The organism is Bacillus sp. GbtcB14 (assembly GCF_019091205.1).
Taxonomy (GTDB): Bacteria; Bacillota; Bacilli; order Bacillales; family Bacillaceae_G; genus Bacillus_A; species Bacillus_A cereus_AG.
The window spans coordinates 74,945-88,037 of record NZ_JAGXJT010000011.1 but is presented as its reverse complement, the minus strand read 5'-3'; the positions used below and the strand labels follow the sequence as shown (position 1 = coordinate 88,037).

Sequence of the window (13,093 nt, the reverse complement as noted above, 5' to 3'; positions counted from 1 at the left end):
CTTAGCTAAATTTAAATGATTCGTACTATATCTATCAAGAAAAACCTATTCAAGATTAATTAAAATTCAATTATCTGAGCTTTTTTCAAATCAGCAAACCATTCACCTATTATATCGTTATGATGCTTAATAATTTGGGATGCCGATAATAATGTAGTGTCATATGTACTATGCCCATCTTCAACAAGAGTAACATCATACCCTAAGCTATATGCACGTCGACACGTCGCATCTATACATATTTCAGACTGAACGCCTGTAATCACAATGTGTTCGATGTCCCTTTTATTCAATTCTTGTTGAAGACTTGTTTCATGAAATGAATCAGGGTGGTTTTTTTCAAGAACGATATCTTCAGATAGTGGAGCTACAGATTCATGAATTGCCCATTCCGGATTTCCATGCTCTAATAAAGATCCTGTTTTCCCATTAAACTTCATGTAAAAAATAGGCGCTTGGACAGTACGAGCTTTATGGATTAACAATTGAATGTTTTTTAATAATTCAATTCCTTTATATAGCATTCTTTCTTCTTTAAATGAACCCACTTGTACATCTATAATAAGCAATGCTGCATAGCCTTTTATCATAAACGACCACCTCACATTTTGATTAAAATCATACAAGTAAAATATGTATAAAATAAGTATCCATTTTTAAAGTATCCAAAATGGATAGAGAATATAAATATGTGGAATCATGAATTTTTTTATCTTCAAGCTAGAAATGAATACATTAATAAAGTTTGTATTGCTTAATGTAGCCTAGAGGTGTTTGAATGTAGTGAATTTCGCACGTACAGTGTTAAGTGGCGCAAAAGATGGAGATAACTTCAAAGTCTTACCTATCGCAACGATGGGGATGAAGAATGACCATAAATAGAACCTGTTGTTTATAACAGGTTCTAATCAGAGTTATAGGCTCAATTACAGGAACTACAGATCTACTGGGGGGTAGTGTAATTCCTGATTAAAATTAAGATATGTTAAAAAATTTTAAATATGATTAATCAAATGATAACTAAACAAAATCGTTATTTTAAAGTGACTCAAAAAAGAGCACAGATATAAATGTGCTCTTAGAGAGGTAGGTTAAGTATCCTATTGGCCATTGTTCAAAGTTAATATATGTACGTTTAACTAAAAAGTGAAAAATAAAAACAGGATAGTTAGAAAAAAGCTAACTGTTTCATTGCAACTTGTAAAAAAGAATGTGGGAGGTTCAAAAAAGAAACTATATATAATTATACAAGTAAAACAGAATTGTACAGCATGAAAAGGAGCACTACATAAGTGAGTGCTCATCGATAAGGAGGTAACTTTTTTAGCTAAACACCCTTCTTAAAGAATATGCTGGAAAAGTGGGAAATAAAACTAAAATATAGTAACTAATGATGTTATGAATAACAATTTATAGGGAGAGGTTTAATGTTGTTATTATTTAAATAATAAAGCAGCTAGCTCAATGAACTAACTGCTTTATTGTCCAACAATAACGATACCCACAATACGTTGTAACTTAAAGTTACAACTATAGTATAAACGGAATTAAAAATATTATGTAAAATTAAAAGTGAGCTAAATAAGGAAACTAAAAAGAGCACTAGGTACAAGTGCTCTTTAAAAGAAGACCCTATGAGTTAATAGCTACATATCCGTAATATATGATGACAAACAAGTTAATATAAAAGAGCATTCAGCAGAAAACTAACTGCTCATTCCTAGAAGAAAAGGAAAAACAAAATTAAAGAAGTCACTGTGAATTCAAGCTGCATCAGCCCATCTATAGCATTGGACATAATGAATAGAAACAATAAGGTCATTAAAACTCACTTATAAAAACGTAAAGGAGGCACTGCTTAAATTGTAGTATCTCCTTTTAAAAAAGTTAAGTTCAGCTTTACTTCTGAAATCAAAACAGATAATAAAGTTGTTTATTTCCTTGTGAAACTAAAGCTACCATATAGTTGAATAATATAAATTGTTTTATTCGAATATATAGTTTTAACATTGACTTTCCGTCCTTATCCAATAACGGAGTAAATTCCCCTGCATATCCACTCAACTAAATAAATGATGAATTCCTATTTCTTTATCTACCATTATTACTCGTGAACACATAATTTAGAATTTTATTCGGAAAAACTCAAAAAGGCAGCTAGAAAAAACTAACTGCTCTAGTAAATACTATGAATACAATGTTTATTCGTATTCAAACTTGGATTACCTATATTGTTAACATGCCCTAAAAATTTATTCAATAAAAGAGCAGTTAGCCCAGTCTAACTGCTCGATGCAGAGGTATTGTATGCCGAGTTATTGATTTTATTCAAGGAATAAAGAAATTGTATTTATTTGAAAAATATAGTTGAAGAATTTTATAGAGAAAATGTAGCAAATTCTATATTACAAGAGATACAAGGTGTAGCTCCAATAGAAGACAGAAGTACGAAGACCTAAACAACTTTCTGAACCAAATTTTAGTAAGGCTTCAACTAATTTAACTGCATTTGAAACAAAACTAAATAGTAAAACCTAATTAAATGTGAAATTCAACTAAAATTTAATTCTACATAAGTAACAAAAGATATTCATGAAAATGGATACTTTCTCTTCTAAAAAGTATCTATTTTATGTCCATGTACAAGTGTAGAAAGACATAAAAGTCTAAACTAAAATCTCACAAATAATTGTTGATAAATAGTAATTACCATATAGCAATAGGATTTGTAAATAATAATCAAACCACATACCTAAAATCTCGAAGATTATACTTTAATGAAAAGAATTCGAGGACTTTTTGCAAAGTACGAAAAATTAGAACGTGAACTTAAAGAAGTTAAATATTGCTTGTTGAAAGCAATATTTGTAGCACATAAGATTAATACGTAAAGCAATTATCTTTATATAATCTTGATATGAATTTTACTTTGTCTTTCTATAAATATGATTTTATCTAAATATAAACAAATTACACTCTCCTTATAAAGCATCGAGGAGAGATAATGATGAATCCATTTAGAAAAACAACCCTGTTTGTATTTACACTATCAGTATTAAATACAAACATTGGTATGTCACATGGTGATATTCCTATATTTACTAAAATACAACCTGCAATACCACAAGAGGAGAATGCAAAATCAGAAGTAGAATATATGAGAAATGAATCAGTAGAATCAGAAAAGGTACTTGAAAAAGAAAATAGGCCCATAGAGCAAGAAAAAGTGATAGTAAGGCCATTGGATGTGCCGCTGATTCTACAAAAACCAGAATTGATGAGAGGTTGTGAAGTAACGAGCCTTGCTATGGTGTTGCAATTTTCAGGTGTACAAGTCGATAAGATGGAACTCGCTGCAAAGATAAAGTCTGTACCATTTCAGGGAAAGGGTATAAAGGGGAATATGCACAAAGGGTTTATTGGGGATATAGCTACATTTGATAAACCTGGACTAGGTGTTTATGTAGAGCCGATTTTAGAATTGGCAAAGGAGTATGTTTCAGAAGAGAAAGTGAAGGATCTAAGTCACAAAGAACCTCAGCAAATATATGAGGCGATAGACAGAGGGCAACCTGTATGGGTATTAACAAATGCCCGTTTTAAACGGTTACCTGATGATGAATTTTATACATGGCGTACAGATGCAGGAGAAATGAAAGTGACATATCACCAGCATAGTGTCGTTGTGACCGATTATGATGAACAATATGTATATATTAACGATCCACTAAAGAAGGACAAACACAGAGCAATTGATCGGAATAGTTTTGAACAAGCCTGGATTCAAATGGGAAGACAAGCGATGACAGTTTCAATGTAAAACGAACGTAGATTGGATGAGAATAGAGATGAAAAAAGTTTTAATAGTTGAAGATGAACAGATTATCCGAGAGACTGTAGCCCATTATTTCTCGCATGATGGATATGAAGTAATTACAGCGGAAGATGGTCAAATTGGGCTAGATTTGTTTGCTGAACAAGAGCATAATATCAGTTTAGTTATTTTGGATATTATGCTCCCATTAATGGATGGATGGTCAGTGTGTAGACGTATTCGAAAGAATTCTAATGTTCCTATTATCCTATTAACGGCACGAAGTGATGAAGATGATACGTTACTTGGATTTGAACTTGGGGCAGACGATTATGTAACAAAACCATTTAAACCGTCTATTTTATTAGCGAGAGCAAAACGTTTGTTCAAAGATACAAATCAACAAGTACAATATCAGGACTGTATTAATTTATGTGGTATTCGCTTAGATAAATCAGCACGTTCTGTTTCAATAGATGGACAAAAAATAGATTTTACACATACAGAATATGAAATTTTACACTCTTTAATGCAACACAAGGAACAAGTACTATCAAGAGAGCAGTTAATCACAAATATTTGGGGATACGATTATGATGGAGATGATAAAACACTAACTGCACATATGCGTAATGTACGATTAAAACTTGGTGAGAAAGCAAAACACATTATTACAGTTGTTCGTACGGGTTATAAATTTGAGGTAGAAAAATGATGAGAAAGAAGATTGTGTTTCAGTTATTTTCTCTTACCTTTTTACTATGTTGCATGATTATCGCAGCTATCTTTTTCGGACAAATGTATGTGATGAAATACTTATATATAGATAAAGAAAAAGAAAATGTTCAGAAGCAATTACAACGGTACTATACATTTTATGAAGCTCATAAACAGGATGAAAATACACTCCAGAGGAAGGAACTCTCGTATGCTAATCAGCAGGGTATTATGATTGCTAGGCTCGATAAAGAAGCCAATATCAAGAAATTACCATCAGGAGATCATTATATAAAAACAGTTGATAAAAATGATTCGAGTCGATCCTCTAAGGTTGTGTTTAATAATTTAATCAATGCAAAGAAAGATATGGATCCTAATTTCAGTATATTAATTACAAGTTTACTCAATAAAACGACTAAACTAGCTATCATGGATACAGTAAGTAAAAGATCGAATAAAGACATAGTGATTCCTACAACATTGAGAATAAAAGGTTATGATGGAAATTTTGTTGCACCTACTTATTATCAGATTGATAAATATATGATGTCTGGTGCTAAAAATGGTATGAAGGTTTTTTCAAAAGAAGAAAGTGAGAAATATTATTTCTTAGAGGGAATTGTAACAGAGATAAATTTCCCAGTTTACTTCAATTCAAAAATGAATAATACATTGTATAGTAATGAGGTGTTTGCAAATCGTATTTTGCAATTTCAATCGGAATGGATCAGCGATAAAGTGAAATTACAAGGAGACGAATGGGTTCAGAATGAAATCAGTATAGATGGAATCAAGTATCTAGAAACGATAAAACCACTCATGCAAAATGGACAAGTAAATGAATTCATTTATACATTGTCTTCGTTACAACCGATTACAAAAGTGACAGATGTAATGAGTGATTATTATATATATTATAGCATTTGTGCTGATTCTATCGCTGGTTGTATGTTTATATTATTCAAGAATTATTACCAAACCATTACTAAAAATTAATGAAGCAACGAAAAAAATAATGCAATTTCAATTTCAAGATAAGCTTTCTATCAAATCAAAAAATGAAATTGGTGAGCTTTCCTCTAATATTAATCAACTCTCAGAAAGAATGGAAGGATATATCAATCAGTTAAAAACAGACTTAGAAAAAGAGAAAAAATTAGAACAGACACGAAAAGATTTCATTGCAGGCGTTTCGCATGAATTAAAAACGCCACTCAGTGTCATGCAAATATCTGCATCTATGCTGCAAGATGGAATCGCGCCTGAAATGAATCAATATTATTGGGAAGCATTAGAAAAAGAAATAGAGAAAATGAATGTGTTAATAGATGAAATGTTGAATTTGGCTAAATATGAATCCGGAACGTACCAAATACAGATGGAGCAGGTTAATATAGGGAATTTAATTCAAAAGGCAGCAAAAGATTTACAAGTTCAAATTAAAGAAAAATCACTACACATCAAATTAAATATAGATAATGTTTGTGTTAAAGGTAAAACACATCTGTTAGAACAGGTCATAACAAACTTGTTTACCAACGCGATTCGCTATACAGATGCGAATCGAACCATTGTGATAGATGTAAACGAGAAACAACATGACGTATATATAGGGTTTGAAAATAAAGGGGCACATATAGCAGAAGAAAACATAGATAAAATATGGGATCAATTCTATAGAGTGGATAAATCAAGAAAAAGAGTATATGGTGGAACGGGTCTTGGACTTTCAATTGTAAAAAATATATTAGATTTACATAATGTAAAGTACGGTGTAACTAATACAAAAGATGGGGTATTGTTCTACTTCCATTTAGAAAAATGGGATACAAAGTAGTAAGATGTAACATTGATATTATAGATTTTACTGTGGTGTTAAAGGCGATTTACATTCATATAAATTATTTTTAAAAAGGTGCGGAGTCAACTGAAATGTACCCTTTAAAATGGACAGTTTAATAAAAAAAAACTGAAAAATCAAGCCCGGAAAAGATGGTTCCGATATTCAATCGGAATCATCTTTTTTAATGTTCACTGATAACGATTATAATTATACCCCTCCATCTATTAATGGTATCTTTAGTAAAGTTGAAGAATATGTAGGCTAAAGCGTCCATAGCGTTGCTTTTTTTGGTTATATAAGGGTAATATCATATAGGAGTAGAGGCCATGCATATTTGCACCAGAACCGGTTAAAATTAAGGTGGTTCAGTTAGAGAAAGGAACTTTATGGTATCATTTTAGCGAGTTTATTTATATTAAACTATATAAATAAGAAGTTGCATAAAGGTAAGTAAATATTATAATTGATTTTGAACCATTTAATCCAACAATAAATGACATAGCGATCAAACTTACTATGGTACTTTTTATACCGTTATTCTTAGCCTTGCTTATCAAAGTCATACTTATGAAATTTATGAGAGAATCGATTGCTGGCAGACTAGCATATCTATCTTGTCTATTTTTTATGTACTATGTATTTAAATTTGTTACAGAGTAGAAAGACATCTTAGGATGTCTTTTCTTTATAAATAACAGTAATGTAGTATTTAAGCCTATACGTTCACACAAGATTACATGTATTTAGTTCTGTATATCAATAAAGTTTTGGAACTTGATTTTCTTATCCAATCAAGTTCCAAAAAACTCTAAACTAAAAACTTATAAAGAATCTTTGATAAATAGCCATTATTATAAATTTTGTAGGTACTTTCATGTCTTAATAACAGGACATGAAAGTCTAAACCTTTTGAACATAGGACAAAAAACTCTTAACTACTTAGCCAGTAATATCTTTAACTTATTTTATTATAATAGATGAAAATAATGATAAAATTATACCTTTTTCCTAATTGCACGTGTGAATATTCTGATACAATAGAATTAAATAAATTTAAAGTTAGGGTGAAACGTAATGTGGGATAGTCATTTCCATGGTACTCCAAGTAAAGTGATAGTTGAAGAGATTTCTTCGGAAAACAATAGTGATAAAACTTTTAAAGTTGGACAAATATATTCACATCCATTATATGTTTATAAGCTAGAAATTTCTAAAATTGAAGCGTATAAAGGTGAAAGTTATAGTTATAGAAATGCTTCTATATTTGTAAAGCCTTGCTTTTTTAATAGGGAAAATGAAATTGTTAAATTAGATGAGTATGAGATGACTACAGAAGAATTGAACGCAGACAAATGGTGGATTGAATCAGAAAAATAGAGGTGAGAATACTATGATTAATTTACTTATAAATACAGGTCTTTCTAAAAAGCTGTTAAGTGAATGGCATCCTATCAAGAATGGTCACTTGAATCCTGAAGATATTACATATGGAAGTTACGAATATATTTGGTGGGAGTGCTCTGAGGGACATGTTTGGGGATCAACTCCTAATGATAGGCTGAAAGTTGAAGATGAGCTTTGTCCAAAGTGTATGAAGAAAAAGCAGCAGCTAGATAAATTAAACAATGTTAATAAAATAGAAGCTAAATCACTTAGATGTATTGATCCAGATTTATCTAAGCAATGGAATTTCAAAAGAAATGCAGATGTAACACCTGATAATGAGATGATTGATGAAGAGAATTGGAATGTTAGATGGTGGATATGTGGTAAGGGTCATGAGTGGAAGGAGTCTGTTAGAAGTAGACTTCATGATAAAACTGTGTGTCCATACTGTTCAAATAAGAAAGTTTGCAAAGACAACTCATTAGCAACAATGTATCCAGAGATAGCAAAGGAGTTTTGTATCTTTGACACATGTTATCGGCAGAAATTCCGAAATCCATATGAGGCAATTTATACTTCAAATGAAGAAGTAATGTGGGTTTGTAAAGAAGGTCATATGTGGAGAGAAAAAATAAATTTAAGAGTGAAAAATGGTAAGGGATGTAGAACTTGTGAAAAGTATCAACAGTCAATTGCTCTTCATAACCCAGAAATAGCAAAAGAATGGCATCCTACAAAGAATAAAGAAGTATATGGTGTAACAACACCAGAGGAGACATCTACCAGATGTAACGAAAGAGCATGGTGGATTTGTGGTAAGTGTGGACATGAATATAAAGCAATGGTCAAAGCTAGACATGAAGGGGCTGCAAAATGTCCGTCATGTTATCCTCCAGAACCAAGGGTAAGAAAAAAGAAAAGAGAAGCTTTATTTCAAACTTATAATAAGATGGAAGATAATAGGGTTATCTTTGAGAAGAATTTAAGAGGAAAATTTAAAGATAGTGAAGGATAGCTTGAAATCTTTTTTCAAATTTGTGCTGGGAAGCTAAAAAACTAAAAAAGTGTCCTTTTTGCTTTTTTAGTTTTTTACATTTTATTTTGTGGAAATGAATTTAAATAAAAGCACCTATAAATCTCTAAGGTGCTTATTTTACTATATCTAGACCTTGCTATTTTGTGTAGCAAGGTCTTTTATTATATGTTCTATTTATAAAGTGAATTTAGTACGATAGAACATTTTCAATACTCCTAGAAATCATAGCAGTGCTTTTTTGTTATAAAGGATAATATTATATAGGAGTAGAAGCCATGCATATGACAAAAAAGAACAATTTCGGTAGGAATCCTGATTGTTCCCTGAAATGCGTCTTATATTTGCAAAAGAACCGGTTAAAATTAAGATTGTTCAGTTGGAGGAAGGAACCTTATGGTATCTTTTTAGCGAGTTTATTTGTATAATTTTATTCTTTAAATAGAACGATAAGAGAAAGGTAAGTGAATATTATAATTAATTTCGAACCATTTAATCCAATAATGAATGACATAGCGATCAAACTTGCTATGGTACTATTTATACCGTTATTCTTAGCATTGCTTGTCAAAGTCATACTTATGAAATTTATGAGAGAATCCGTTGCTGGCAGGCTAGCCTATCTATCTTGTCTATTTTTTATGTACTATGTATTTAAATTTGTTACAGAATAGATAGGCATCTTAGGATGCCTTTTTTATAAATAAAAGTAACGTAGTATTTAAACATATACGTTCACACAAGATCACATGTATTTAGTTCTGTAAATCTATAAAACTTTAGTTTGGATTTTCTTGGCCCAAGCTAGTCCCAAAAATGAGAGTTTAGAGTTTCATGCCTTTGTACAGTACATTAAGATAGGAGGGGAGTTTAACTCACATTTCCTCAACTGTTCGTTAAATTCCGATTTAACGAACAGTTGGTATTGTCTTATTTATATGTTATGATGTTATTGTCATTTATTATAAGTTGAGGAGAATTAATATGAAAATTCCTTTTATGAAAGAAAAAACAAAAAAAGTAGAAAAAAGATATTTGCAAGCAGAAACATTTGTACAACTATTCTGTGGTTTAATGATTCCTAGAATACGAGACGGAAAAGACATTGAGACAGCTTGGAATGAAATAAAAGATTACTTTGAGGAACCTCGTTTTAAACATGAAAAAGTATGTTTCAGTAAAGGTTTGAAGTATAATTTCGAAGATCTTATTGAAGCATACAATGAATTATATTATGAAGAAACACCCGTCTACTTCAATTTACTACAAGTATTTAAAGAATACCATGCCAGTGAAAAACAAATATTAGCTGATCAGTTAACCATTTATCAGGTAATGAATACAAGAGTGCCTTATAGTACAGAGTCCTACTTTCCCAACACTAAATAATAGTTTGTAAATGTTATAGTATGAATGACGTATGAATCATCCATAATGAAATTTTCAAGCGAATTAGTAAATAGAATATGATTTCAAAACGACAAGAACATTTGTTCGTTAAAATTGTATTTAACGTGAAGAATAGATAGCTGTTTTTTTATTCTTCGTATATAATTGTACAAAGACATGAAACTCTAAACTAATTAGACAAGAAAGTCTAAACTATCATTTGGGGAACTTAGTTGGGACAAGAAAGTCTAAACTAAAATTTTTTAGATTTATATAATATCCATTAAACATAATGTTAAACCAAATTAATTTGAAAGAATATAATTTATTAAAGAAAAATCCCCAAAAATATGAATTTTTAGGGATTAGATATATTATACGTATAAACGGTTTAACACTTGTTTCATTTCTGGCTTGATACTAATGCTTGAACGGATTTCTTTTGCTTTTTGTTCAGCTTCTTCCACATTAGATGCATGCCCTAATTCTACTAACAACCCTGTAGCAACTGTACCTGTACGATTACGTCCACCAGAACAATGGAAAAATACTTTTTTATCTTGTTCAACAGCTTCCTTGACCGCCGCAATTGCATTTCTTACTGATTCATCTTGCCCTTCAACACCTTCTACGATTGGATAAGCATGACGTTTAGTCCCAGACGGAAACCCTTCTGGTTCTTCTCCACCAGCACGTAAATCAAACACCTCTGTAATCCCGTGCTTGTTTACTGCGTCTTGTATAGCGTCTACTCCACCAATATATACTTTTCCTTTTACTAATTCGTGATAGTTAGTCATGTTTGTTAATCTCCTTCAATTATTAGTTAGCAGCAGTTAGATCCGCCACTGATAACCAGTCCTGCGCCTTGTTGATCCTCTACATAGTCTAAAGTTAAAGTATTAACAATTTCAGCTACTTTTGGATCCATAGCGACTTGAACACCATTTACTGTTTCTGTGATATCACTTTCTTCTGCTTCGCCTAAATTAATACCGTAACTAGGGCCACAGCATCCAGCACCCTCAAATGTAAAACGTAATGTTGAAACACCGTTTTCTTTCATGGCATTTTCAATAAATTCTTTTGCTTTATCTGTAATATTCATTATTATTTCTCCCCTTCACAGTAACTAATTAAAATGTTTTATTTTACTAACTCTTTAAGTTTCTCATATCCTACAATATCTTCCGATTGCCAAGGGATAATAACACAGTTATTTTGTGATTCCTTTTGCACTTCTTGAATCCACTGTATTTCGGACTGTGCTCTTCCTCTTAACACAAAGTCACTTGTATGTGTTGCGTAAAAACTTTGATTGATAACCCACCATTTCGGAGTAATATCCGCACGTTTTAAATCTTCTTGTAGACGGCTTGCTTCATGAACTGGTGTTGCTTCTGCAAGTGTTACAATTACAACGCTTGTTTCTTCTGGATTACGCAAACGTGGTAATAAGTTTTTCACAGACTGTGGTACTTCACCCGTAGAACGTGCAATTTCCTTATGATACGTTTGTGCTGCATCTAGTAACAATAATGTATGACCTGTTGGTGCTGTATCAATTACTACAATTTCATCATTAGCTCTTTCAACAATATCGGCCAAAGCACGAAAGACTGCAATTTCTTCCGTACAAGGAGAACGTAAGTCCTCTTCGAGATACGCTAAACCTTCTTCATCAACTGTATCTTTTGCTTGCTCTATGACTTCCTTACGATAGTTTTCAACTTCTACTTTTGGATCAATTCGGCTTACCGTAATATTCCCTTGTTCTCCATGCATGACATAATCAATATGTGCTGCGGGGTCAGTTGTAGTTAGGTGTACATGGTGCCCTTTTTCAGCCAGACCAACTGCAATTGCTGAAGCTACTGTAGTCTTTCCGACACCACCTTTTCCCATTGTAAAAATTACTCGTTTTCCTGATTCTGAAAGATTAGTAATCAATGTCTGAAGTGAAGGGATAGAGACGGTATTTGCTTCCTCATCTGAAATCAAGAGATTTTCCATTGGTTGAACCAGTTTTCTCATATTCTCTATTCCAGTAACATTAAACGGTACTAATGGAATTTCATAAGTAGGAAGATTTTTTAATTCTTCTGCCATGTTTTCTAACGCGCGTGATTGTCTCTTAAACAGTGCATTTGAGACATTATCATTTTGCATATAGTCTTTCAAAATCCCATTTACAAGTAGAAATTGATTACTAACACCAATTTCTTTTAATTCATGAGCTGCTCGTTCTGCTTCTTGTAATGGAGAACTATCCGGTCGTGTAACAAGCATTAACATCGTTTGGTTTGGATTAGATAGTGCCTGAACCGTTTGATTATACAACTCTTTTTTATCACCAAGTCCTGCTAATGGCCCTAAACAAGAAGCCCCATGAGTACTTTCTTCCAGGAAACCACTCCAAGCCGTAGGAAGTTGAAGAAGACGTAACGTATGACCTGTTGGTGCTGTATCAAATATAATGTGATCGAATTTTGATGTTAATTCTTTATTTGTAAGTAACGTAGAGAATTCATCAAATGCAGCCATTTCTACTGTGCAAGCACCAGATAACTGCTCTTCCATCGTTGCAATAACAGCATCAGGAAGCTTTCCACGATATGGACCAACAACACGTTCTTTATATTCATGAGCAGCAGTTTCAGGATCTAAGTTTGCTACTTGTAGATTTGGAACACTTGGAATTTCTTTCGGTTTATTCGTAAGTTCTATTTCGAACACATCTTGTAAATTAGAAGCTGGGTCAGTACTTATTAATAAAACTTTCTTCCCCATATCAGCTAACGTAATAGCTGTTGCACATGCAGTAGATGTTTTTCCTACCCCGCCTTTACCAGTAAAGAACAAAAATGGTGTGAATGCTATTGTGTTTGGGTTATATAAGTTTGTCATT

The 13,093-nt window shown here is 32.0% G+C and carries 10 protein-coding genes and 1 pseudogene; 7 read left to right on the top strand and 4 right to left on the bottom strand.

What is annotated here, in order from left to right:
* Positions 1-59: 59 nt before the first annotated feature.
* Positions 60-590: a cysteine hydrolase family protein gene (locus tag KVT31_RS24600; protein WP_000589748.1), complete on the bottom strand. Its 531-nt coding sequence runs from the start codon at positions 588-590 to the stop codon at positions 60-62.
* A 2,414-nt stretch (positions 591-3,004) separates the two neighbouring features.
* Between KVT31_RS24600 and KVT31_RS24590 the strand changes: the two genes are divergently transcribed.
* The 7 genes and pseudogenes from KVT31_RS24590 (at position 3,005) to KVT31_RS24565 (ending at position 10,185) form a co-directional block, all read left to right on the top strand.
* Positions 3,005-3,820, top strand: a complete 816-nt coding sequence (locus KVT31_RS24590; protein ID WP_001997354.1) for a C39 family peptidase — start codon at positions 3,005-3,007, stop codon at positions 3,818-3,820.
* Between the two features lie 28 nt (positions 3,821-3,848).
* Entirely contained in the window at positions 3,849-4,529 is a 681-nt protein-coding gene (locus KVT31_RS24585) for a response regulator transcription factor (protein ID WP_000756749.1), read from the top strand.
* Positions 4,529-6,371: pseudogene (locus KVT31_RS24580) on the top strand (sensor histidine kinase). The gene KVT31_RS24585 and the pseudogene KVT31_RS24580 overlap by 1 nt, the downstream one beginning before the upstream one ends.
* A gap of 1,080 nt (positions 6,372-7,451) precedes the next feature.
* Complete coding sequence (locus KVT31_RS24575; RefSeq protein WP_000263523.1) at positions 7,452-7,754, top strand: hypothetical protein; 303 nt, start codon at positions 7,452-7,454, stop codon at positions 7,752-7,754.
* Between the two features lie 13 nt (positions 7,755-7,767).
* The gene (locus KVT31_RS24570) at positions 7,768-8,778 is read left to right on the top strand and encodes a zinc-ribbon domain-containing protein (protein ID WP_000609152.1); all 1,011 of its coding nucleotides are present in this window, start codon (positions 7,768-7,770) and stop codon (positions 8,776-8,778) included.
* Between the two features lie 482 nt (positions 8,779-9,260).
* Entirely contained in the window at positions 9,261-9,470 is a 210-nt protein-coding gene (locus tag KVT31_RS30755; protein WP_001021329.1) for a hypothetical protein, read from the top strand.
* A 310-nt stretch (positions 9,471-9,780) separates the two neighbouring features.
* Positions 9,781-10,185 carry a hypothetical protein gene (locus KVT31_RS24565; protein ID WP_000701128.1) on the top strand — a complete coding sequence of 135 codons (405 nt, stop codon included), beginning with the start codon at positions 9,781-9,783 and terminating at the stop codon, positions 10,183-10,185.
* A 374-nt stretch (positions 10,186-10,559) separates the two neighbouring features.
* Here the strand turns inward: KVT31_RS24565 and KVT31_RS24560 are convergent, their stop codons facing one another.
* The 3 genes from KVT31_RS24560 to arsA are packed head-to-tail and all read right to left on the bottom strand — an operon-like array spanning position 10,560 to position 13,092.
* The gene (locus KVT31_RS24560; protein ID WP_000186246.1) at positions 10,560-10,985 is read right to left on the bottom strand and encodes a protein-tyrosine phosphatase family protein; all 426 of its coding nucleotides are present in this window, start codon (positions 10,983-10,985) and stop codon (positions 10,560-10,562) included.
* Between the two features lie 26 nt (positions 10,986-11,011).
* Entirely contained in the window at positions 11,012-11,293 is a 282-nt protein-coding gene (locus KVT31_RS24555; protein WP_001027741.1) for a HesB/IscA family protein, read from the bottom strand.
* Between the two features lie 38 nt (positions 11,294-11,331).
* Positions 11,332-13,092 (bottom strand): arsenical pump-driving ATPase, encoded by a 1,761-nt coding sequence (arsA, locus tag KVT31_RS24550; RefSeq protein ID WP_000183539.1) that lies wholly within the window; start codon positions 13,090-13,092, stop codon positions 11,332-11,334.
* Between the last annotated feature and the right edge of the window lies 1 nt (position 13,093).

Excerpts from the sequence above, each read along its gene's own strand:
- KVT31_RS24565 (WP_000701128.1), top strand. The coding sequence starts at position 9,781 with ATGAAAATTCCTTTTATGAAAGAAAAAACAAAAAAAGTAGAAAAAAGA.
- KVT31_RS24575 (WP_000263523.1), top strand. The coding sequence starts at position 7,452 with ATGTGGGATAGTCATTTCCATGGTACTCCAAGTAAAGTGATAGTTGAA.
- KVT31_RS24600 (WP_000589748.1), bottom strand. The coding sequence starts at position 590 with ATGATAAAAGGCTATGCAGCATTGCTTATTATAGATGTACAAGTGGGT.
- KVT31_RS24585 (WP_000756749.1), top strand. The coding sequence starts at position 3,849 with ATGAAAAAAGTTTTAATAGTTGAAGATGAACAGATTATCCGAGAGACT.
- KVT31_RS24570 (WP_000609152.1), top strand. The coding sequence starts at position 7,768 with ATGATTAATTTACTTATAAATACAGGTCTTTCTAAAAAGCTGTTAAGT.
- arsA (WP_000183539.1), bottom strand. The coding sequence starts at position 13,092 with ATGACAAACTTATATAACCCAAACACAATAGCATTCACACCATTTTTG.
- KVT31_RS24590 (WP_001997354.1), top strand. The coding sequence starts at position 3,005 with ATGATGAATCCATTTAGAAAAACAACCCTGTTTGTATTTACACTATCA.
- KVT31_RS24560 (WP_000186246.1), bottom strand. The coding sequence starts at position 10,985 with ATGACTAACTATCACGAATTAGTAAAAGGAAAAGTATATATTGGTGGA.
- KVT31_RS24555 (WP_001027741.1), bottom strand. The coding sequence starts at position 11,293 with ATGAATATTACAGATAAAGCAAAAGAATTTATTGAAAATGCCATGAAA.